The organism is Ruoffia sp. FAM 26254, from assembly GCF_045528545.1.
GTDB classification, from domain to species: Bacteria; Bacillota; Bacilli; order Lactobacillales; family Aerococcaceae; genus Ruoffia; species Ruoffia halotolerans.
This window is the reverse complement of record NZ_JBGQQY010000007.1, coordinates 1-22,837: the sequence shown is the minus strand read 5'-3', so window position 1 is coordinate 22,837 and position 22,837 is coordinate 1. Positions and strand designations below refer to the sequence as shown.

The following is a 22,837-nucleotide window of genomic DNA, read 5'->3' as shown; positions in this document are numbered from 1 at the left end:
AAATAACGAGTGCCGTTTAGAATAAGCTCTAAACTGACACCCGTTATATAAATTACTCTGTGTTATTAAATCTTTACTAAAGATTAGCCTAATTTGTTGTAGTACTCAACAACTAATGACTCATCAATTTCAGCATTTAATTCGCTACGTTCTGGTAAACGAGTTAAAGTACCTTCTTTAGAGTTTTCGTCATATGAGATGAAGTCTAAACGAGAAACAACGTTTTCTAAGTTGTTTTTGATTAATGCTAATTCTTGAGATTTTTCACGTAAACCAATCACTTGGTCTGGTGATACTAAGTATGATGGAATATCAACACGTTTACCATCTACAGTAACGTGACCGTGGTTAACTAATTGACGTGCTTGACGACGTGTATTAGCAAATCCTAAACGGTATACTAAGTTATCTAAACGAGTTTCTAATAACACCATGAAGTTCTCACCGTGTTTTCCTTCCATTTTACCTGCACGTAGGTATAATGTTGCGAATTGACGTTCGTTTAATCCGTACATGAAACGTAATTTTTGTTTCTCTTGTAATTGAGATCCGTACTCAGAGATTTTTCTACGAGAGTTGTTCCCGTGTTGTCCTGGTGCGTAGTTACGTTTTGCGATTTCTTTCCCTGTTTCAGTTAAAGAGATTCCTAAACGACGTGATAATTTCCATGATGGTCCTGTATATCTTGACATAATTTAATTCCTCCAATAAGTTTTTTTGGAGTAAAATAATTCTGTTTAAAACTCGAATGCGTGCATTCCGCTTTTCACTTTCACCATTAGCAGCCGCGGTTACTCGATGCCCTACTTATTTCATTAGGTTTTAGAATGTTGACGCGCTTTCTGTTTTAACGCTGCATTATTTTACACAAGAGCTAGTGTACCAAACAGGTGTATCAAAAGCAAGCATTATTTGATAAATTCTGTCGTTCGAATCACTCTTGCGTCTCCTAATAATTTTACTAATTCATTATCATGGGTAATAATCAAAATCATAATCCCTTGATTAGATAGTTGAGTAATTAATTCCGCAATTTTACCGACAGTTTTCTCATCTAAGGCAGAGGTTGGTTCATCGAAGCAAAGTAAGCTTGGATTCATCATCATCGCTCGCGCAATCGCAACACGTTGCTTTTGTCCACCTGATAACTGGCTCGGTTTAGAATCCCCTTTGTCTCCGACACCCATTTGTTCCAACAATGAAGCCGCTCTTTCTTCTAAAACTGCTTTGTCAGCAAATTTATTCGAAAGTGGGGCTAATAATAAATTCTCAGTCACACTTAAGTTTGGGAATAATTGATAATCTTGGAACACAAGTCCGATCTTGTATTGATAATCTTTAATGGATTGATTATCTTGATATTCTCCGTCTTTAACTAAGTAAGTATTATCAATCGAGATAGAACCTTTATCAACTTCTTCCAAGTGATTGATCATACGCAGTAATGTTGTCTTCCCGCTTCCCGACTCCCCTAGAATGACTGTAATTTCTCCTGGGGCAACTTCCATACTATAATTACTTATTACGACATTATTCCCGAACTGTTTACTAACGTCTTTTACGATTAAACTCATTTGTAATCCTCCTAATAGTCAATTCTCTTCTCAATTTGATTTAATACAATTGTGACAATTCCTGTTAAAGCTAAGTAAATCACACCGACATATAAATACGGCATCATACTTGCGTACTGATTTGATAATGAACGCCCTACTTTTAGTAATTCGTCTAAACCAAGAATATAAATAAGTGATGTGTCTTTTACTAAACTGATGACTTCATTACCTACGGAAGGCATTACCACTTTCCAAAGTTGCGGAAGAATCACTCGACGATATCCCGTTAGTTTATTAATGGATAATACTTTTAATGATTCGTACTGACCTTGAGGAATGGCATTTAAGCCTCCTCGGAAAATCTCCACTAGATAAGCAGCATAGTTAATAATCATGGTCGCTAAGGCTGCGGGCACACGGTCTAGTGTAATACCTAAAAACGGTAAGCCGAAATATACAACCATTAATTGAAGGAGTAATGGTGACCCTCTAAAGACGTAAACATATACTTGGATGATTGCTTTTATCCAAGCTGGTGCTCGTTGTTCTAATAAGGCGATAATCAAACCAAGTGGAATACTTACAATTAAAACAACAAAAAATACGAGTAAAGTTGTCTTGGCTGCATCCAATAAAGGTGCAAGCATATTGGCTTCTTCAGCAGACTCATCACCACCTAATTCAGCGAACCAACGATTTTCTATTTCTTCATAAGCTTCACTATTTAATACATCATTTAAAGCGACATTAAAGTCTTCAACAAAAGCTGTTTCATTTTGTCTGAAACCTACGGCAGTTTCAGTAATACCAAAATCTTCATCTAACATGCGATACTCACCTGTTTGACCATTTTGTGAGAAATAATATCTTGTTACTAATTCTGCAACAACAATCGCATCCACCCGTCCTGTTGCTAATTCTTGAAGGACTTCATTGAAAGATGAAAAAGTAATCACTCGACCGCCATCTAAAGATTCCTCTAAGCCTGGTTGCTGTCTAATTGCTTCTAATTGAGAGGAACCTTCTTGAGTCGCAACCTTTTTTCCTTCTAAATCTCCGATCGTTTGAATATCACTTTCATTCTTAACTAATACACCGACACGACCTTCGACATAATTATCAGAAAAAAGTACTAATTCTTCTCTCTCAGGTGTTTTTGAATAACCGTTCCAGATCATATCAATATTTCCGTTATTCAATTCCGCTTCTTTCATTGACCAGTCAATGGATTGGAACTCATAATCAACTCCCATTGTGCCAAAGACTTCTTCAGCTAATTCAATGTCAAAGCCTGTATATTCACCATCATCTAAAAACCCATAGGGTGCGAAAGTTGAATCGAGTCCAACTGTAACCGTCTCACCTGGTTGGATTGTAATATCTGATTGAGCCGCTGCTTGGATGGGTACAAATACTAACATAATAAGTATTAATAAATTAAGCCATTTTTTCATTTTCAAACTCCTTTAAACAAATTAAAAAACGCCCTTCACTCTGTTTGGGAGCAAAGGACGTCGAGACGTGGTTCCACCTTCATTTATAATTACCTCACGGTAATTAACTTGATCACTTATACTACATGAGCAAAAGTGAGACGATAACGCGTCAAACGTTTTATGTTTTGTGATAGGGTGTGTGTGAGTATGGCTTCATGATTTGCTTTCCAGCTACCGCAAACTCTCTTTCATGAAGGAATCCATCTTTAAAACCTATCCATAAATAAATCATTATTAAGAATATGGTAAAAGAAACCAACGTTAAAGTCAAAGATTTTAATTTTTTTTTAATTTTAAACTTCGATACGTCTTTCGATAAATCTCAGCGCCAATGTTGTCACACCTGTAAATAATAAATAGATAATGGCTACATAAACAAAGGGCATTAAACTGGCTTGTTGGTTCGACATTGTCCGACCTACTTTTAATAATTCTTCTAAACCTAGAATATGGATTAATGATGTATCTTTAATTAGACTAATGACTTCATTCCCCACGGATGGCATGACAATCTTCCATAGTTGTGGAAGTATGACGTTTTTCAACCCATTGAAACGATTGATTGAAAGAACTTGTAAGGCTTCATACTGCCCTTTTGGAATGGCATTTAAACCGCCTCTAAAAATCTCAACAAAATAAGCCGCATAATTCAAGACTAGAGTAATGAGGGCGGCTTCAAACCGCCCTAACACTATGCCAATAAATGGAAGACCAAAGAACATAAACATCATTTGAAGCAATAAAGGCGTTCCGCGAAAAAGATAAACGTACCCATTCACTATTAGCCCTAATGTTTTCGAAAATCTCTGCGCTAATAAGGCAATAATTAACCCTAGGGGAATACTTAATATTAGCGTGAATATGAAAAATTGAAAGGTTGTAACGAAACCATTATATAGGGGTTGTAACATTGATAAGTTCATTTCTTTTCGCTCCTTATAGCTTACTCATTAGTTATATTATTCGCTATCTACATCACTAAACCATTGTGATTTAATTTCTGTAAATGTGTCATCTTCAATAATTTCTGCTAACACAGCATTAAACTCTTCAACAAACGCTTCATCTGTCTTACGAAAACCGACTGCGTAATCTTCTTCACCAAAGTTCTCTTCTAAAATTCGATATTGATCTGCTGTCCCATTTTGCTCTAGGAAGTAAGTTGCTAATAATTCATCAACAACAATACCTTCTACCCGGCCATTATCTAAGTCACTAAATACTTCTACAAACGTTGGATATGTGACTGGTTGAGCGCCATCTAGTGCTTCGGCAAAGTCAGCTTCATTCATAATCGCTTCTAGTGAAGCAGATTGCTCTTGAGTTGCGATTAATCTACCTGCAAAATCTTCTTTGGATTGAATATCACTATCCGCTTTAACAACAATCACTTGACGGTTTTGAATATATGGCTCTGAGAATAGGACAACTTCTTCACGTTGTGGTGTCACTGAATAACCGTTCCAGATCATATCAATGTTTCCAGTATTTAACTCTGTTTCTTTCATACTCCAGTCAATAGGCTGGAAAGAATATTCAACATCCAGCCGACCTAGAATTTCATTGGCTAAATCAATATCAAAACCAACATTTTCTCCTGCTTCATTCTTGAAACCAAAAGGGGCAAAAGTGTCATCGAAACCAATGACTACCCCTTCATCTTTATTTATTTCTTGTGCAAAACTTGGCTTTGAAACGGATAATAATAACAATAGAGCGACAAATACCATACTAATTTTTGATACAAATTTTTTCATTTTCTTATCTCCTTTTTATAAATCAAAGCAACAAAAGACGTCCTTTAATCCAATTGGATTAAAGGACGTCTACGACGTGGTCCCACCTTTTTTTATAATTATTTCGCAATAATTATCTCAGCAAGTAATAGAATTACTTTGACGATAAAGGGTCAACCTTGATTATTATACAAAGGGTGTGTCTTCATAGGGGGCTATGCTTTGCTTCTCAGCTACCGCAAATTCTCTTTCATAGCCTTGCCTATCTCTTCGTCCTTTGGAATAATCTGTTTTATTTATGAGTTTATAATAAGATATATAATCTTTTAAGTCAAGAGTTTTAATTTTATTTTAATAAATAACGCTATTGAAGTTTTGTTAATCCACAAAAATACCTCCTAATTTCTTAGGAGGTTTTGTCATTACATTATATATTATAAGGCTGCAACAGTTGCCATCACCATTGTGGCAGATACTTTACCTGCAGTAACAATGAATTCATCGAATGTAACTGAAGCTTCATCATTAGCTGAATCTGAAATCGCACGAATAATAACAAATGGGACATCCATAACATACGCAGCTTGAGCAATCGCAGTAGATTCCATTTCAGCTGCTCGCGCTAACGGGAAATTATTTAATATTTCTAACTTCTGTTCTTGTTTAGAAACAAATTGATCACCCGAAACAATTTGTCCGATATAAGGTTCTAAGCCAATCTCACGACATGCATTTTGAGCTATTCTTACCATTTCAGTATCTGGATAATATTGCGCTGGCATTCCAGCCATTTGTCCAAGCTCATAATTAAAGCCGGTTACATCGACATCATGATAAGTTAATGAATGGGCAATTACAATATCTCCAACTTCTAAGGCAGAGTCCAGTGCTCCAGCTGATCCTGTATTAATAATATGTGTCACATTAAATAATTGCTTTAATAATGTCACTGTGATTGTTACGTTTACTTTCCCAATCCCTGATAATACGAGAACAACTTCTTTGCCTTCCAAATTACCTTTAATAAATTCTACACCGAATTGCTCAGTGTGTTCTTGATTTGTAATCGTTTTTTTTAACTCGCGAATTTCTTCTTCCATCGCTCCAATTAGCCCAATAATCATAATTATTCCTCTTTCTTTTATGTATTTTATAGTAAGAATGCAATGACTAACACGATAATTAATAATACGCCAACAATGATAATACCATTGTTTAAGAAGCGATCAATCCGTGCATTATACTTCGCACGTCTAGGCATTGCCTTGTTTTGACTCGTTATTGATTCTTCTTGCTCGTCATTATCTTCTGTATATTCTTCTGGTATTTCACTTTCATAATTTGTTTCATATGGAATTTCTTGTTCATCATTTGCATACCTTTGACTTCTTGTTTCATATTCAGGATTGAAGTCATCTTGTTGCTCTTGATAATAGGAGTAATCCTCTTCACTCGGCCACTGATTCTCCTCATATGTTTCATCTGGATTGTTTTGATACTCACGTGTTTCATCAAATTCCAGCTCTTCTTCTTGATTATTATCATAATCTAAATAATCTTCATAGTCATTATTTCGTTTTCTATTAAACATTTTATTCACCCTTTTGATATAGCCAGTAATTTAAAGCAAGTGCAGTCTTCATATCCCTCACTTTGTCATTATCGAGCATTGTCTTCACTTCTTGACGATTATATTCAACTAATTCAATCTGTTCGTCCTCATCTTGAGCAAGTGGATTTTCGACTTTAATTAAGCCTTCCGCAACAAATACGGTTACCTTTTCATTAATAAAGCCTGGAGACACATAATAACTCCCTAATTCCGTCCAATCGTTCGCCTGATAGCCTGTCTCTTCTTCAAGTTCACGTTTAGCTGCTAGGAGTGCATCTTCTTCTTTACCCTCAATAAAATCTCTTAAACCCGCAGGTATCTCAATAATGTGATCGACTACTGCAGGTCGATATTGCTTCACAAGTATTGCAGTATCACGCGGTGTGATCGCTAAAATACCGACTGCTGATTGATGATTAATTAATTCACGGTAAGTAAGTTGCCCGTTCTCTAATTCGATTTGATTTCGATATAATTGTAAGATTGCCCCATCATAGATTAATTCACTTTCTTTTAAAGCTTCATCTTGTAAGAATGGGATATGTTCTGGATTCGAATACATCATGTACCTCCTAATAAATATAAGACAAATTGTAGCGCCTCTTCCTGTATAATACAAGTAAAGACTTCAATCCACCTTTCATTCTTCTCTAACTGTAAGTATAGACATGTTCTGTGTGTAATGCATGACTTTTCGGTTAAATTTATATGCCCAATATTTAAATATGGGTCTCTAGTCCGATAAATGATTCAATGCTCTATGATAAACTTTAGTTAAGATGAACATGAAAAAGAAAAAATTAAATGGAGGATTAATTATGAAACGACCACATACAAATAAATCAAGTCGCAAGAACAGAAATGTTCCCATGATTATTGTAATTTTACTATTTCTTGGGATACTGCTATCCGGCTCAACATTTTCACCCTATTCACTTATTTACCTAGCCATCGTCATCGTTATGACCCTTGGCTCAATTTCAACATTATCACGTCTATATAACCATCTAACTAATGACAGTCCTCATGTCTTACAAACCATTGTCTATTTATTTTCGCTTTTAAGTCTTGCGGGGGCAGGTCTTAATGCGATTTTTGAAGTTGATTATCATATGATAAATAATATAATATCACTCTTTATCTTATGTCTAACCACCCTTTTTGGGTTTGGAGTTATGACTTTTATCATTGATAAGATATTTGTGAATCAGCCAAAATCTTTTACTAAAAACCCTTTTTATAGATCCAAAGCAACAGATAAAATTCAACATTATCAAGAAGCTGGTTTATCTAATGAAGAAATCTCATACTTTAGAGAACAATTAGCCCAAACACGCGAGCATATTATCTCGATTGAAAAACAAATGAACGCTACTGCTAAATTACGTGCCATTGATGTTAGACACAATACGATTGAAATAAGTAAGCAATTCTTTCAAGATATTGTCAAAGAACCTAAACGCTTCAGTGAAGCCGGAGATGTTATATACCGTATTCTCCCTTCCATAGATGATTTAACTGAGAAATACAATGAAGTGAGCGAACACATTGCTAAGAACAAACAAACGTATCTGATTCTAGAAAAAAGTGCTCAAACGATTGAAGAATTAGCTGAACGCTTAACTGAAGATTATATTAGCTTCCACAAAGCAACTTACCAAGATTTAGATGACGAGATTAATTTAGCTAACCGTACTTTAAATCGCCAGCAAGCAAATGAACCGTCTAAATCGGTTGATGAAATATTAGAAGATTGGAATAATATGGACAAAGATGATGACATCGAGACGAAGGAGTAGAAAAATATGACTGAAGAAAAAGACTTATTCGACGAACTATTAGAACAAGAACACGGTTCTATCAATGATCCCGTTCAACCAACGCAACAAGAATCATCTGAATTTGATGAATTACTAGCCAATCCCTTCGATGAAACTATCGAGCAAACGCTAGAAAAAGACCTAGCTGATCAAGAAATGCTTGCTAAACGTCAAGTATCCAATGAAAAGTTAATTGAACGTTTACCAGAGCATCGTCAAAAACAAGCGCAAGACTTAGCTAAGCAAATTGATGAAGCGAACATGGGTGCCATCATCGCTTATGGATCAAACGCTCAGAAAAAATTAAGTGAATTTTCTCGTTCAATACTTCAACAAGTCCAATTAAAAGATACGGGAGAAGTCGGTGATGTTCTTACAGAGTTAATGACTAAACTACAAGAATCTGACCCACGTCAACTAACGGCTGAACCAAACATCTTCCAACGTGTATTCAAACGTGTAAAGAGTTCAATTACTGAAACTCAAATGCGTTACCAACAAATTGGGAGCCAAATTGACCGTGTGGCCATTCGACTTGAACGCGAAAAAACTGAATTGCTTAATGACAACCAAATGCTTGAACAATTCTACAACAAGAATAAAGATTACTTTGACGCTTTAAATGTCTACATTGCTGCTGGAGAAGTTAAGATGGAACAACTTCAAAACGAAGTCATCCCAGCAGCTATCGAAAAAGCACGTCAGTCTCAAGATCAAATGGAAGTTCAAAAAGTGAACGACTTAAATCAATTCTTAGACCGCTTGGACAAGCGAACACATGATCTACGCTTAACACGTCAAATGACTATTCAACAAGCACCACAAATTCGAATGATTCAAAACACGAACCAAGTTCTGGCAGAAAAGATTCAAGTATCCATCCATACGGCTATCCCATTATGGGAGAACCAAATTACGATTGCCCTAGCCTTACTTAGACAACAAAACGCGGCCACATCACAACGCCAAGTGTCTGAGACAACGAACAACTTGTTACTTAAGAATTCTGAAATGTTGAAACAAAGCACTGTCGACATTGCTCGTGAAGCAGAACGTGGTGTCATCGATATCGATACCTTACGCAAAACGCAAAGCAATCTAATTAGTACTTTAGAAGAGACATTAGAGATTCAACAAACAGGCCGTCAACAACGCCGTTTGGCAGAGCAAGAATTGCTTGAGATGGAAAATGACCTACGTGATAAATTATTAGCTATCTCCAATGAGCAAAAAAGACAACGCCAAGATAACCAAACTGAATATTAATAAATAAAATACATCAATTCATAGAGATTTGCTCTCTTATGGATCGATGTATTTTTTATACTAGTTAGCATTACATATCTTTTTGTTTCTTCAAATCTTTTATAAGAATCATCGCAGCTAAGACAACAATCCACCCCACAACCACTATAATACCAGTGGTGAAATTCAAGTTTAAATTCCCCAGCAAGAATGCTGATTCGTAACTAATTATGGACTTCGCATCCAAATACAAGAAAGGAAATAAATGACTTATACCATATAATGGCGGAACTAAAGGTATCACTAATACTTGAGAAAAGACAAGCAATAACATTACAAAGAATAAATAAAGACGATTACGGATATAATCAGAAAGCAACAAAACGAGTAAGACTAGTAGTACTAACAATAAGAAATGTAGGATGATACTTCCTTGTAAAATGGTCAACGTATCATAAACATGCATTGATATACCATCTTTAGCATAAGCTACGAATGGATAGTCTAAAGACCCTACCCCGGAGATTAACGAGGAAAGACCAAAGCTTATTAACATATAAAGTAAGTAACTGATTACAGAGTAAAATAAAGCAGTGGTGAATTTACTCATTCTTAATTCTGTTAACTTAAGTGGATAAGTTAGATCAATATTGAGATTACGTTTATAAGAATCAGTAAACAAACTTGCCATTATTAGTATTAAAGAAGGGATTAATAAGTAAGGAATCAAAGAATTGGCTGTCGAATATGTCATAAATTGAAAGCCTTTTGTTGGAGAATGAACTGAGTCATATTGCAGGTTATGCTCTGCAAGTACTTCAAGCTCAGCAATTGATTCATCCCATTGTCTTAATTCGCTATCATTATTCGTTGTTCTCACTGTAATATCTCTTACTCTGTGTAATTTTTCAATTCGCGTCTTGTAGGCTTCAGAATATTGACCCGATTCATAATAAGCTAAAAACAGTTCATTATTTTCAATCTGTTGTTCAATAGATGCGATTTGTTCTTGATTCGTCGTCGTAGCTAGTTGCTCGTTCATAGCCCCAAGCTCTGATTCAACAAAGAGAGCTAGCGTATTGGATAAGGTATTAAAATATAACAACACACCCATAACTACCCCTAGAACCACTAATAAGATCAAGTTGAACTTATTCCGATAAATCTTTTTACTATAAAAATCTAATAATATCATAGCTTACCCTCCTCACTGATCTACGAGATTCAATTGATGGTTTTCAATCTCATACACTGCATCACACAATTCAAAAATAGTATCATGATAGTGTGAGGTAAATACAATGAGTTTGCCTGATACTTTTTCTTTTTCTAGCCATTGTTTGAATAAAATAACAGCATCTTTATCTAAGCCATTAGTCGGTTCATCCATAATCAGATATCTTAACGTAGAAAGTGCATATAAACTTAGCAGTAGTTTTTGGCGCATCCCTAAAGAATATTTGCCAATCTTGCGATTAACATAATCTTCCATACCCCAATAAGATACCACTTCTTTCAACTCTACTTCAGACTTCCATAATTTTGAATATAGCTTAAGGTAGTCCATTGCTGTTAAGTTATAGTCAAACCACTCAGAATGTTCAAAATACATTACCTTTTGAAATCCACTCTGAGCCTGCGTTACGTTTGAACCACCTACCTCAATCTTCCCTTCATACTTGATTAGCCTTGCAATAGCACGAAGAACTGAGCTCTTGCCGGAACCATTAGCTCCAACAAGACCATAAATCTTCCCTTCTTGGAATGTAACACTAACATTCGTTAGAATGGGCTCTTCAAATTGAATGGATACATCCGATAACTGAATCATTGATGATACCTCCCCTGATAATACTGACAAGAAACAATTTTAATGAACATTCTTAAATTTAGTAATTCCTATTCTCCATTGTCTACTAATACAATTATATAGTAATAGTATTAAATATCATCTTGAATGTACCAAATCACTCTAAAATGCAACAAAACATTTTGTGATCAACTAAAGAATAGTTGTCACAATCTATTAAGTTTGTAAATATTCTTTATAGTACTAATCATTGAATAGTTATATGAAATTTTTAGTTATATCTTGAATAAAAGTAATTTCTTTTGTGAGTGATATAAGTTAAATTCTCACTAATAAAATTGTCAGCAATTTCAGTGATGTATGCTGAGGCAGGCACAAAAATCCATGTATACCCATAATTTCTAGTATTACCAGTGAACTTATTATATTCATAATAGTAAGAACTTATAACCTCTTTTGTAACTTGTGCACTAGCTGAAGTAGCTCCTACACTTGTAATTGTAACTAATACAAATAATAAACATAGTAATTTTTTCATTTTAATTCTCCATCCTTTTCTGATTTTTAAAATTGTTCGTAAAAATTATCGAAGATAATAAAACAATATAACCTGTAATCACTAATATACCTGTTTTAAAATTCAAATTTAAATTACCTAGTAAGAAAGCTGATTCATAACTAATGATGGACTTCGCATTTAAATAGTAGAAAGGAAATAAATGACTTATTCCATATAAAGGCGGAATTAAAGGTACAACTAAAACTTGAGAATAGACAATCAGTAAAATTACAAAAAATAAATAGAGACGATTACGGATATAATCTGAAAGCAACAAAACAAGTAATACCAATAGTACTAACAATAAGAAATGTATGGCAATACTTCCTAGCATAATAGTCAATGTATCGTAAACATGCATTGATATGCCATCTTCACCATAAGCTACTAATGGGTAATTAAAAGACCCTATTCCAGAAATTAATGAAGACAACCCAAAACTGACTAACATATAGATTAAGTAACTGATGATTGAATAGAATAAGGCAGTGACAAATTTACTCATTCTTAATTCTGTTAACTTAAGTGGATACGTCAGATCAATATTAAGATTACGCTTATAAGAGTCAGTAAACAAACTAGTCATTATTAATATTAAAGATGGAATTAACAAATACGGCACCAGAGAATTAACTGTTGAATAGGCCATAAAGTTAAATCCTTTGGTTGGGGTAAAGACAGAATCATACTCTAGGTTATGTTCAGCCAGTGCTTCTAACTCCGCTATTATCTCATCTAAAACCCTTAAATCGCTTTCAATATTAGTAGTGTTAGCACTAATTTCTCTAATCTTGACTAATTTTTCAATTCGCGTCGCATAGGCTTTTGAATACTCTCCTGATTCATAATATGAAAAAACCGCTCATTATTTTCTATCTGTTCTGTAAAAGCTGCATTTTGTTCTGCGTTATTAGCTATATTGCTTTGCATCGCTTTTAAATCATTTTGCTCCATCTTAACAGTAGAAATCAGTGAGTTGGAATTGTTATTAAAATAAAGTGAAAGTCCCATAATTACAGCTAAAATCACCAATAGAATCAAATTAAATTTATTACGGTAAATTTTTTTACTATAAAACTCTAACAATATCATGGATTATCCTCCTCACTGCTCTACAGGCTTCAATTGATAGTTTTCAATCTCCTACACCGCATCACACAATTCAAAAATAGTATCATGATAGTGCGAAGTAAATAAGATTTGTTTTCCTGATATTTTTTTCCAGCCACCGTTTGAACAAGACAACTGTATCCTAGTTTAAGTCGTTAATCAGTTCATCCATAATTAGATATCTTGCCGAGGAAAGTGCACATAAACTTGGCAGTAGTTTTTTCCGCATTTCTAAAGAGTATTTGTCAATCTTTCGATTGACATAGTCTTTCATGCCCCAATAATTAATCTCTCCATCCAAGTCAAGCTCAGACTTCCATAATTTTGAATATAGCTTATGGTAGTCCATTGCTGTTAAGTTATAGTCAAACCACTCGGAATATTCTAAATACATTACCTTTTGAATAGAACTTTGAGCCTGCGTTACGTTTAGACCACTCACTTCAATCTATCCTTCATACTCAATTAGCTTAACTATAGCATTAAGGACTGAGCTCATTCTTGAACCATTGGCTCCACCAAGACCATAAAAATTGCCCTCTTGGAACGTAACACTAACATTTATTAGAATGGACTTTTAAATTTAATGGGTATGTCTAATAACTCAATCACTGATGACACCTACTTAAACTACATAAATCACCAATTATAATTATTAATTTTCTCAAACCTAATGTAATTCCATCCCTCTTCTACAATACGAGTTATCGTTGAAGATATATATGCATTATCTGGAACATCGCGATATAAATAATTATGATAATTTGTAAGATTTCCAGTAATTTTGTTTTCATCATATCTATATGATATGAGAACTAATTTAGCAGATACCGTTGTAGTGAATGTCCCAAGCTGAATTAATGTTATCGCAAGAATTAATAATCTAAATATTTTATAATTGTTACTTCTTAATTTATTCATCTTTTTCCTCCTAATGTACATTCAGTTACTTATTTTATCGATTACTAATAATTATCTGAACTTTTTAATGACAATTGGCATAGTTCTAATTAAATATTTTGAATAGTATATTGAATTCTAAGTTACATTGAACTAAGAAAAAGTAGAACCAACATCAACCTTCTCCTTGTAATATATTATTAAAGATCTTTTTAAGTCATAAATGTTTAATAATATACGGGACATAATCATCATCATCCATTGGAAATGATATTACTTTTGAATAACTAGTGATATTGAGAGTGACTAATAAAAAACAGACGGCAGTAAAAAACTTAAGCTTGATTATATTATCCTTCCTTGACATTTTATAAATTCATCTTATCATAAGTATTATTAACATATTCTAATATTTGACTATAGTTCAAACGCAAAGGAGTATATATCATGCAGCATATTGGTCCACTCTTTAAACGAATTCGAAAATCGAAAGGCTTAACTCTTGAAGAAGTTAGTAAGGATATTGTATCTGTCTCTTTTCTTTCTAAATTTGAAAATGAAAAAAATGATATTTCTGCCTCCAACTTATTAGCTTTACTTCAACGATTAAAAGTTGATCCCAAAGAGTTCTACCGTTTAGTGTCTAATTATAATTCTACACCGATTCAAGAATTTATTGCGAGTTTAACACCCGCTTTTCGTAATGATGATGTACGCCTACTTAATCAAAAATTAACTGAGCTTGATGAGAATAAAAATAAATATGATTCCTTATTCTATACTCACTACAAAATCCTTATAACTCACTTTATCGATCACTTAACTGATCTACCCATCAATCAAACAAATACAAACACAATCATCAATTATTTGATGGCCAATGATTACTGGGGGAGCTATGAAGTATATCTCTACACTAACTTTATTAAGTTTATCCCCTTAGATATTAATAGGCTTCTCTTAAAGAAAGCTAAGACATCTGCAGCCAATTATGTTGATGAAGGAAATTATAAGCACTCTGTTGTTATCATCCAAACTAACTTCATCAATAAATTAATTAAGGAACGAGAAACATTTCTAGCAATTGATATGATTAACGAACTGCTTGATGATTTAAACAATACACCTTATTTCTATGAGATCAATAAATTACAATACCTAAAAGGCAAAGCAATGATTGCGCAAGGCAAGATTACTGAAGGCAAAAAATACACAGACCGCGCTATTGATATCATCTACCAGTTTAATAATGACACATTAGGTCGGGCTTATGAAAAAACAATCAATAATTTGATAAATTCTGTTGAACTTGAACTAAAGGAAAATTCCTAAAAGAAGAAACTACTAACTGCTTATTAATATCTAATACAACATTTTTGTATCCTACATTTTTTAGTAAGCATCAATTTCAACAAATCCGATTGCATCCTCTCTTTGCATCAAAAAAATCTAGGTTACTCAACCTGAATACCTAGGTTCCTAGCTCATCAAACAAAAAAAGAAGCAATCACTTGGCTCCTCCTACTCCCCCATATTCTTAAAATAATAAATCGCTAGTTGTGTGCGGTCTCTTAATTCTAACTTCTCTAATAGGTTCGATAAGTAGTTTCTGATTGTTCCTTCTGAGAAGTGCATTTGCTCAGCAATTTCTTTATTATTTAATCCTTGGGCTACCCAATGTATTAACTCCACTTCTTGTTCACTGAGGGATTGATGTTCTATTTGATTCTGCCCTTCTTTTTTCTGATCTGAGGATAGAAATGATGGAATCTTTGCGACAATCTCATCTCCGTATACTCTATGTCCGTTAGATACAGCTTCAATTGCTGGTATTAAGCTATCGAAGTCTGTCTTCATTAAGTAACCCTTAGCCCCTATCTTTAACGCTTCAATTATATACTCATCTTCCAAGAATGTAGTTAAGTAAATAATCTTAGCATTAGGGTTCGCCCTGCATCAATGCCATTCATAATCGGCATGCGAATATCTAATAAGACTATATCAGGATTGTGTAGTGGATATAATGTTAGTGCATCTTCCCCAGTCTTACCAGTTGCTACTACTTTATAAGGATTGTCATTGTTTTGAGTGGCCATCTCGATAATGGTCTTAATACCATTTGTTACCATCGCATCATCATCGATAACTATAATCTTCATTCTTCCATTTCCTCCATAGGTATTGTAATGAATATTCTAAAGCCTTTCTCATTGCTTATAAATAGCGTCCCATTTAACATTTTCACACGTTCTTCCATATTCAAAAGTCCGATCCCCTCTGATTTTAATGGGCTATCTTTATGACTGGAATTCTTCCCATTATCTAAGATAAGTAAAGTCCATTTATCAACTAGTTCAATAAAGCGAATGGTTACAGCGGTCGCATCAGAATGTTTATTAATATTCGTAAAGGCCTCTGTCACGATCGTAACAATCGAATGTGTTAGTTGATTAGTCAGAGCTTTAGTATTACGGTAAGTAAAGTCAACCGGTGCTGTGGTGAAAGATTGGATGATTTGCTGCAATTCTTGTTCTAAGTTAATCGCAGACTCTCTTTCAGTATGAATGACAGACTTGACATTTTATAATTGCCCTTTACACTAATAAGATATCAGTTATCCAGGTATTCAAAATAGGTAAAAACGTCCTATTAAAAGTGCAGCGGTCAATAATATCAAACCAATCCATGTCATTCGATTCATGATGTCCTCCATTCTATTTTACTAAAATCATTACCTATATTAGCATTGATATAAACGTTTATTACAGGCGATATCTAATCGATCGATGTGGTTATGATATCCACTGCTGCTAGAAAGCATGCCACTCATCTACAGTGCCCTTCTTCCTCAATTAGATACGGTAGGAAATAATAAGCCTCTCTTATTAGCGATGACCACCCTCCCACTAATCAATAGAGCCATTCCATTGTTAAAACGCTTTAACATCATATTATAAATAATATAGTTTATCCAATTTTTTCACGAATAACTTCTCGCAACTGATGGGTTACTTATTACCTACAATTCTAACTCAATTTCCTATCATCAACCATTAAACAAATACTCATTTTTGTTTAAGCACTTTGATAAAATATTTCAACAAATTTTTATTTATTTGCGTTGAGGCAAGTAAGTATACAATGATGCCTAATGAAATTTCTAAGATTAACTTATAGTACATACTGATCGTTAAAAAATTTATTGGGTAAACGATGATTAACATCACAATAGCTGAAGTTAATGAGGGTAATGTTACCATAAACTGCTCAGAGAGTGTAAAATTAATCAATTTCCTATTGGGATACGCATTGATAAACAATTCAATAATTCTCTCTATCAAAGTTCCTAAAGCGATATAATAAGGCCCATATGGGAGAGTAATAATAATCAGTAATAAACCAACGACCCTTTTAGTAAATTCCATTTTTACAATTAAATCGCTTTTACCAAGTGCCTTAATTGACTGTAAATTTAATGAAAGTAAGGGCCATAAAGCATACGTTATCGCAAATACCCTTAAATACGGTACCGCCTCCAGCCATTCGTCCGTTAATATAACAATGATTAACGGCTCAGAGACTATAAATAAACCAATACCTATGGGATAAATAATAAAAGCTGAGACTTCCATCGTCTTTTTTATTATATGCTTCATTTTGCTGTGTTCATCTTGTAATGAAGATAGCGTTGGAAAAATAATACTTTGTAAAACTTTATCAAAGTTTGTGACGACTGATTTTGGTATTAGCTCACCTCTTTGATAAAAACCTAAATCTTCGGTACTATATACTTTTCCAATTAATAATTTTCTCAAATCCAAATAAAGACTGTAGATTAAGTTACCTGCCAATATACCAATCCCAAATTTAAACATACTCCTAAGGCGATTCAGTGAGAATTTAAGATTCACTTTAAATTTAATGATACGATTTAATAATATCGGGTTTAAATAACTACTTATAATTTGCTGTATCACTAAAACCCATATACCAAAACCATTTAGTGCTAATACAACAGCAACACCACCAGAAATAAACAAGGACATCGAGCTTGATAAGAAAAGTGGTTTGAAATTCTGATTTCTAGATATATAAGCAATTTGGATTGAAATGTAACCTAGTGGAAACAATACAACGCCTAAAATTCGAATGATTGTACTGAGTTCATTATCATTGTAAAAGTTTCCTATAATGGGAGCCAATACATATAATAATAGATAAAAAAATATCGACACCAATACACTGAATACTAGAACTGTTGAATAATCTAATGCATCCACTTTCTTCTTCTGGATTAGTGCAGTATTGAATCCACCTTCTATGAAAACTAAAAAAATATTAGTGAATACTAATATTATAGCCATTCTTCCTAGAATTTCAGGACCAAGTAATCTAGCTAAAATGAGTTGCATGGATACTTGTACAGCCTGAGCTCCACCTCTCTCTAGTAATTTCCATACAAATGAATTTAAAATTTTTCTATTCAATATTATCTTCCTTTATACATTATTAAATCAACGCTTCGCAATTTATAATAGTATGTTTTTTTCTAAATCAATTTTTCATAAACCCTTTATGTTCTTAATCTTAACATACAAAAAGATTAGAACTTGGTAAAATTCAAATTCTAATCTAAAACTGATTAATAAGGAAAAAATCGATTACGCTTAATTATTCTGATTCAGGTATAACACTATATCCTACTGACGGTCCACCACCTTTTGGATAAACCCATCCAGAATATTTATAAGCATTGTAAAAAAAGTCATTGCTCACTCTATCATTAAAATATAATGTTCCATATAGCCCATTTTTATCGTAAATAATGCTTGAAGGTGGAAACCAAAAGGTTTCATATACATTTACGTAAATACCTTGACTATTCGGAACGGAATTATTTACTTCACTTGAGGATTCAACTTCTTGAGCACTTACAGTTTCAACCTCATGCACTGGCATTCCTACCAGAAAACCTATAATCCCCAATACTAATACTATTTTTTCATGTTCTAGTCTCCTATCTCATTTTTATTTAATTACAAATTTATAGTTATATATTCAAACTGAAAAATAAATATCTTGAAATATAAGCTGATTTTGAAAGTAATAGAAGTATCTAAGCTCCTTCAGCCACTCAAGAATAATATCTGCGTAAGGATCCATTTTCTTGGTTCGATTTTGTAATGTATATGTCCATTCAGTCATTTCCTCAAAGTCTTTTTCTAGATATTTTCTCACCGTATCTCGATTTACGCAACCTTTCGTTCAATTTGACTTTTGTTGAATCCCAATCGATGCAATCGATGGATTTCGTGATAAATACTCATCTTTTTTTCGTTCACCTTTCATCATCCAATTCAATTGATACTGTAAAAGTATAACTGAATTATTTTTTTATGAAATAAAGTGCCGAAACTTATCTAGCAAATATTGTTGAATCTAATTTAGCATTAACATTTGTGCTCCTCTTGAATATTTTTGTGAATCTCTAGTATACTTTTCTATGTAAGTTTAAAGTATTACATGGTTTATTTAGTCATTTTATTAAATTTACTTTATTTAATGGCCAATAAATAAGTAATGCTTCTGATAAAATATTTTCTTTAGGTATAGTTCCCATATCTCTACTATCTTTTGAATTTCGCCGATTATCACCTAGGACAAAATATTCATCATCAGGTACTTTTTCAATAATAAGATCTTCTGTAAACTGCAACCATTCTTCTTTTTTAGTTTCTAAATATGGCTCTGTTACCAACTCATTGTTTATATAAAGTTCATCATTTTTGTATTCAATACGATCACCTGGTATTCCAATAATTCTTTTAATATAGTACTTATCTAATTCTGGAACATCCATAATGACTATATCAAATCGATCGATTTCAAAATAATTTGTTCCAATTACCTTCTCTCCATGTTCTAATGTATAATCCATTGAAGCTCCTTCGATACTATAGAACGGAAATATAAGACTTCTAATAATTATGAATATAATGAAAATAATTATTAATATCTTATTTTCTAATATCGTATCTTTTATATAATCGAACATCAGAATTCTCCTTTTAAAATATATAATTTTTAAGTATAATTGTTAATGTATACTTTTGAATTTTCCTTCTATTGCAAAATTCAAATATCATCATTGAGTCGCATAACAATGATAACTAAATAACAATAAACCTGTAACAGTTATACTAATGTGGAATCAATAAAACTTTATTCCTCAATATTACTCATTCTGGGAGCACTATTACTTCGTCATCATCAGTAGGTATAAATTGGCCATTTTGAAACCCATCAACAGAAATTAAACACACTAAAATCAGACAAATAAGCTTTAACGCCTTACTTTTAATACTTACACCTCTTGAGTTTTAACAACTCTATAGTATCATGCAACCATTTTATGATTTTAATAATTTAATTTTACTTTAATTTATTTGGGAAGGATAAATTCATATGCAATCATTAGGACCAATTTTCAGAAATTTACGATTAGAAAAACAATTAACTTTAAAAGATACTGCCAAAGGTATTGTTTCACAACCATTTCTTTCAAATTTTGAAACTGGTAAATCTGGCATTTCAGCTGATAAATTATTTGCTTTACTTCAAAGGTTAAAGGTAAGCCCTGAAGAGTTTTATAGATTAGCTTCATTTTACAATTCTGTTTCAATATATGAGTTTTTAAATAGCTTAGCCCCTGGATTAGTAAATGAAGATATTTACTTTTTGAATAAAAAATTAGAAGAATTAAACGAAAAAAAAGAGAATTTCGACAGCATATTTTATACTCATTTTAGAATATTTATTGAACAATCTATAAATTTATATAGTAATACACCATTGAACACATCTGAAATCAATATTATTAGCCAATATCTCCTATATAATGACAATTGGGGTAATTATGAAATACATCTTTATGCTAATTTCATTAAATTCATACCTTTAAAAATAAATAAAATTTTAATAAAAAAATCTAAGAAATCTGCTAGCCAATATGTTGGAAAAGAAAATTATAAACATTCAGTAGTTTTAATATATATAAATTTTATAAATCATTTAATACGAGAAAATGAGTTATTATTCGCTAATGACTTAATTGATAATATAATGAAAGATTTGATTAATACCAAGTATTTTTATGAAATAACTAAACTTAACTATTTAAAAGGCAAGTTAACAATAGCGCAAGGTAATATAGAAGATGGACTTAAAATCGCTCAAAAATCCATAGATATCATGTATAATTTAGAGGCTTTTTCCATTGCACAGGCTCATAAAAAAGCATTAAAAGATTTTATAGATTCTCTTGAGAGTTAAAGTAAAGTTATATTTTTATACTTACTTTTTAACTGTTAGATCAATTGTTTATTAGTCAGAGTGTAAAAATTGTGTCTCTATCGTTTTAATAACGACACATTAGGTCGAGCTTATGAAAAAACAATTAATGAACTCATAATTTCTGTTGAACTTGAACTAAAGGAAAATTCCTAATACATTCAACTACAAAAAAGTGTGACTTGTTTTTATTTACACAAGTCACACTTTATTTATCTAGCTTCTCACTAACCTTTCAACTTTAAAGCTTCCTGCAGTAAATAATACCAAGCCATATAACGCAATGACTGGAATATTCGGTAAGATTGCTCCTGTATCCAATGATTCGAACAACCAATAAAATGGTGAGACATATTCGAAAAATGACAAGCCTGGTATATCTATAATACCTATGCCTAAGAACACAAAGACGATTGATAAGACAATACCTACCATTAGGATGACTTGATCATTTTTAAATAATCTGAATAGTACCATCGTAAAGCCAGCGTTAAAGATGCAAAAAGCAAGAATTGCAGCGATTATCACTGGAAGTTGCGTTATTGTAATTCCAAATATCAAACAAATAAGCAAGATAACTAACATCGCAGAGATAAAATTATTAAGCGAGAAAGCTGCTAAAACACTGCCTAATATTTGCCAACTTCGTGCATTGGTTACAATACTTCGGGTTAAAACTCCATCACTTCTTAATTTATTCAAATCAGCACTCACTAAGCTACTTGCGTAACTCATAAAGAATATAGTCATAAAAACTACGATGACTAAATTTCCGTCAATGGGAGTATAACTTTGTTTGATACTTGGTTCAGCAACTTGAATTTTTTCAAAGTCTAACTCAGCTTCATTTAAAGCATTCTCTGTCATTACTTCACTCAATACAGAGGTAAATTCAGATTCAAAGAATATATCATTATTTTCTCCATTGATACTACGCGTTTTAATTCTGGAACCTTCCTCTGGAAAGTTAACGGGGATTTCATAAATCATCGCTAACTCACTTTGTTCCAATTGCTCAAAGGCCCTTTTAGAATCTGACGTAAAGTTAGCTTGTAAATTCTCACTCAGTCTTGGGTACACATTCTCCTCGACAAACTCCGAATCATTTACGATAACAAACTCTTCACTTAAGATTGCATTCGTATCAGAGGTGGTGATAAATAATAAACCACCGACCATAAATAACGGCATGATGAAAGACATGGAGATGAGACCAAAATTTTGGCATATGCGTTTAAAATGAAACCAAACTAATTGTATGAATTTCATATTGGTTTCAACTCCCTTCTGTTTCTCAGTTGAATAACTAAGAATATTAGTATGACACTAACCAATACAATTCCAACAGCAATGCCGATATTCGACATCCAATCGTTATTGAGAATATAGTCAATCATCGGTTGAGAGAAAATTTCTCGATAGTAATTTTGACTAAATATCTCTCCAAATTCCCCACCTATAAGACGGTCGATGGGTAGAAAACCTAAAATCATATATAAACCTGAATAATTCATACCTCTATAATTTAAGCTGGTTTCTTGAATAAATTAATCGTTCTTGGAAAAATTGGGAATTTTTCTACAAAATAGTGCGTTCTCGAAGTAGATTTTAACTAAATGAACCTTCTTACGATTCTCTTGTTT

The 22,837-nt window shown here is 32.9% G+C and carries 27 protein-coding genes; 4 read left to right on the top strand and 23 right to left on the bottom strand.

What is annotated here, in order from left to right:
• Nucleotides 1-83: 83 nt before the first annotated feature.
• The 8 genes from rpsD to ACEN3Z_RS03090 form a co-directional block, all read right to left on the bottom strand.
• Entirely contained in the window at nucleotides 84-692 is a 609-nt protein-coding gene (rpsD, locus tag ACEN3Z_RS03125) for a 30S ribosomal protein S4 (protein ID WP_197104534.1), read from the bottom strand.
• A 216-nt stretch (nucleotides 693-908) separates the two neighbouring features.
• Complete coding sequence (locus tag ACEN3Z_RS03120; RefSeq protein WP_407089578.1) at nucleotides 909-1,574, bottom strand: amino acid ABC transporter ATP-binding protein; 666 nt, start codon at nucleotides 1,572-1,574, stop codon at nucleotides 909-911.
• 11 nt (nucleotides 1,575-1,585) lie between these two features.
• Nucleotides 1,586-3,010 (bottom strand): ABC transporter permease subunit, encoded by a 1,425-nt coding sequence (locus ACEN3Z_RS03115; RefSeq protein WP_407089577.1) that lies wholly within the window; start codon nucleotides 3,008-3,010, stop codon nucleotides 1,586-1,588.
• 335 nt (nucleotides 3,011-3,345) lie between these two features.
• The gene (locus ACEN3Z_RS03110; protein WP_407089575.1) at nucleotides 3,346-3,975 is read right to left on the bottom strand and encodes an amino acid ABC transporter permease; all 630 of its coding nucleotides are present in this window, start codon (nucleotides 3,973-3,975) and stop codon (nucleotides 3,346-3,348) included.
• Between the two features lie 36 nt (nucleotides 3,976-4,011).
• A complete protein-coding gene (locus ACEN3Z_RS03105; RefSeq protein ID WP_407089574.1) occupies nucleotides 4,012-4,809 on the bottom strand; it encodes an amino acid ABC transporter substrate-binding protein in 798 nt (265 codons plus the stop codon).
• Between the two features lie 413 nt (nucleotides 4,810-5,222).
• Nucleotides 5,223-5,912 carry a 5'-methylthioadenosine/adenosylhomocysteine nucleosidase gene (locus ACEN3Z_RS03100; protein WP_407089573.1) on the bottom strand — a complete coding sequence of 230 codons (690 nt, stop codon included), beginning with the start codon at nucleotides 5,910-5,912 and terminating at the stop codon, nucleotides 5,223-5,225.
• 26 nt (nucleotides 5,913-5,938) lie between these two features.
• A complete protein-coding gene (locus ACEN3Z_RS03095) occupies nucleotides 5,939-6,379 on the bottom strand; it encodes a hypothetical protein (protein ID WP_407089572.1) in 441 nt (146 codons plus the stop codon).
• A 1-nt stretch (nucleotide 6,380) separates the two neighbouring features.
• Nucleotides 6,381-6,965 (bottom strand): NUDIX hydrolase, encoded by a 585-nt coding sequence (locus ACEN3Z_RS03090; RefSeq protein ID WP_407089571.1) that lies wholly within the window; start codon nucleotides 6,963-6,965, stop codon nucleotides 6,381-6,383.
• A 253-nt stretch (nucleotides 6,966-7,218) separates the two neighbouring features.
• On the opposite strand from ACEN3Z_RS03090, the gene ACEN3Z_RS03085 reads away from it, so the two are divergent.
• Nucleotides 7,219-8,199 carry a 5-bromo-4-chloroindolyl phosphate hydrolysis family protein gene (locus ACEN3Z_RS03085; RefSeq protein WP_407089570.1) on the top strand — a complete coding sequence of 327 codons (981 nt, stop codon included), beginning with the start codon at nucleotides 7,219-7,221 and terminating at the stop codon, nucleotides 8,197-8,199.
• A gap of 6 nt (nucleotides 8,200-8,205) precedes the next feature.
• The gene (locus tag ACEN3Z_RS03080) at nucleotides 8,206-9,486 is read left to right on the top strand and encodes a toxic anion resistance protein (RefSeq protein ID WP_407089569.1); all 1,281 of its coding nucleotides are present in this window, start codon (nucleotides 8,206-8,208) and stop codon (nucleotides 9,484-9,486) included.
• Nucleotides 9,487-9,556: 70 nt separating this feature from the next.
• Here ACEN3Z_RS03080 and ACEN3Z_RS03075 read toward each other — a convergent pair whose 3' ends face one another.
• The 7 genes from ACEN3Z_RS03075 to ACEN3Z_RS03045 form a co-directional block, all read right to left on the bottom strand.
• Nucleotides 9,557-10,660 (bottom strand): hypothetical protein, encoded by a 1,104-nt coding sequence (locus ACEN3Z_RS03075; protein WP_218931776.1) that lies wholly within the window; start codon nucleotides 10,658-10,660, stop codon nucleotides 9,557-9,559.
• A gap of 12 nt (nucleotides 10,661-10,672) precedes the next feature.
• Nucleotides 10,673-11,296, bottom strand: a complete 624-nt coding sequence (locus ACEN3Z_RS03070; protein WP_407089568.1) for an ATP-binding cassette domain-containing protein — start codon at nucleotides 11,294-11,296, stop codon at nucleotides 10,673-10,675.
• Nucleotides 11,297-11,546: 250 nt separating this feature from the next.
• On the bottom strand, nucleotides 11,547-11,813 hold the full coding sequence (locus ACEN3Z_RS03065) for a hypothetical protein (protein ID WP_218931774.1): 267 nt from the start codon (nucleotides 11,811-11,813) through the stop codon (nucleotides 11,547-11,549).
• Nucleotide 11,814: 1 nt separating this feature from the next.
• Nucleotides 11,815-12,420, bottom strand: coding sequence for a hypothetical protein (locus tag ACEN3Z_RS03060; RefSeq protein ID WP_407089567.1), 606 nt, complete (start codon nucleotides 12,418-12,420; stop codon nucleotides 11,815-11,817).
• A gap of 209 nt (nucleotides 12,421-12,629) precedes the next feature.
• Nucleotides 12,630-12,926: a hypothetical protein gene (locus ACEN3Z_RS03055; RefSeq protein ID WP_407089566.1), complete on the bottom strand. Its 297-nt coding sequence runs from the start codon at nucleotides 12,924-12,926 to the stop codon at nucleotides 12,630-12,632.
• Between the two features lie 160 nt (nucleotides 12,927-13,086).
• Entirely contained in the window at nucleotides 13,087-13,386 is a 300-nt protein-coding gene (locus tag ACEN3Z_RS03050; protein WP_407089565.1) for a hypothetical protein, read from the bottom strand.
• 197 nt (nucleotides 13,387-13,583) lie between these two features.
• Entirely contained in the window at nucleotides 13,584-13,865 is a 282-nt protein-coding gene (locus ACEN3Z_RS03045) for a hypothetical protein (RefSeq protein WP_218931772.1), read from the bottom strand.
• Nucleotides 13,866-14,291: 426 nt separating this feature from the next.
• On the opposite strand from ACEN3Z_RS03045, the gene ACEN3Z_RS03040 reads away from it, so the two are divergent.
• Entirely contained in the window at nucleotides 14,292-15,176 is an 885-nt protein-coding gene (locus tag ACEN3Z_RS03040; RefSeq protein ID WP_218931771.1) for a helix-turn-helix domain-containing protein, read from the top strand.
• A gap of 189 nt (nucleotides 15,177-15,365) precedes the next feature.
• On the opposite strand, the gene ACEN3Z_RS03035 is transcribed toward ACEN3Z_RS03040, so the two are convergent.
• From ACEN3Z_RS03035 to lepB, 6 genes are all read right to left on the bottom strand, one after another.
• The gene (locus ACEN3Z_RS03035) at nucleotides 15,366-15,701 is read right to left on the bottom strand and encodes a response regulator transcription factor (protein ID WP_407089564.1); all 336 of its coding nucleotides are present in this window, start codon (nucleotides 15,699-15,701) and stop codon (nucleotides 15,366-15,368) included.
• A 62-nt stretch (nucleotides 15,702-15,763) separates the two neighbouring features.
• Complete coding sequence (locus tag ACEN3Z_RS03030; protein ID WP_407089563.1) at nucleotides 15,764-16,003, bottom strand: response regulator transcription factor; 240 nt, start codon at nucleotides 16,001-16,003, stop codon at nucleotides 15,764-15,766.
• Nucleotides 16,000-16,368 (bottom strand): sensor histidine kinase, encoded by a 369-nt coding sequence (locus tag ACEN3Z_RS03025; RefSeq protein WP_407089562.1) that lies wholly within the window; start codon nucleotides 16,366-16,368, stop codon nucleotides 16,000-16,002. The genes ACEN3Z_RS03030 and ACEN3Z_RS03025 overlap by 4 nt, the downstream gene beginning before the upstream one ends.
• A 541-nt stretch (nucleotides 16,369-16,909) precedes the next feature.
• Nucleotides 16,910-18,331 carry a lipopolysaccharide biosynthesis protein gene (locus tag ACEN3Z_RS03020; protein WP_407089561.1) on the bottom strand — a complete coding sequence of 474 codons (1,422 nt, stop codon included), beginning with the start codon at nucleotides 18,329-18,331 and terminating at the stop codon, nucleotides 16,910-16,912.
• A 184-nt stretch (nucleotides 18,332-18,515) separates the two neighbouring features.
• Nucleotides 18,516-18,797, bottom strand: coding sequence for a hypothetical protein (locus ACEN3Z_RS03015; protein ID WP_407089560.1), 282 nt, complete (start codon nucleotides 18,795-18,797; stop codon nucleotides 18,516-18,518).
• A 583-nt stretch (nucleotides 18,798-19,380) separates the two neighbouring features.
• Nucleotides 19,381-19,899, bottom strand: coding sequence for a signal peptidase I (gene lepB / locus ACEN3Z_RS03010; RefSeq protein ID WP_407089559.1), 519 nt, complete (start codon nucleotides 19,897-19,899; stop codon nucleotides 19,381-19,383).
• Between the two features lie 410 nt (nucleotides 19,900-20,309).
• Here lepB and ACEN3Z_RS03005 point away from each other — a divergent pair, with 410 nt between their 5' ends.
• Nucleotides 20,310-21,176: a helix-turn-helix domain-containing protein gene (locus ACEN3Z_RS03005; protein ID WP_407089558.1), complete on the top strand. Its 867-nt coding sequence runs from the start codon at nucleotides 20,310-20,312 to the stop codon at nucleotides 21,174-21,176.
• A gap of 234 nt (nucleotides 21,177-21,410) precedes the next feature.
• Here ACEN3Z_RS03005 and ACEN3Z_RS03000 read toward each other — a convergent pair whose 3' ends face one another.
• Both ACEN3Z_RS03000 and ACEN3Z_RS02995 read right to left on the bottom strand, forming a co-directional pair.
• The gene (locus tag ACEN3Z_RS03000; RefSeq protein ID WP_407089557.1) at nucleotides 21,411-22,463 is read right to left on the bottom strand and encodes an ABC transporter permease; all 1,053 of its coding nucleotides are present in this window, start codon (nucleotides 22,461-22,463) and stop codon (nucleotides 21,411-21,413) included.
• Nucleotides 22,460-22,687, bottom strand: a complete 228-nt coding sequence (locus tag ACEN3Z_RS02995; protein ID WP_407089556.1) for a hypothetical protein — start codon at nucleotides 22,685-22,687, stop codon at nucleotides 22,460-22,462. The genes ACEN3Z_RS03000 and ACEN3Z_RS02995 overlap by 4 nt, the downstream gene beginning before the upstream one ends.
• Between the last annotated feature and the right edge of the window lie 150 nt (nucleotides 22,688-22,837).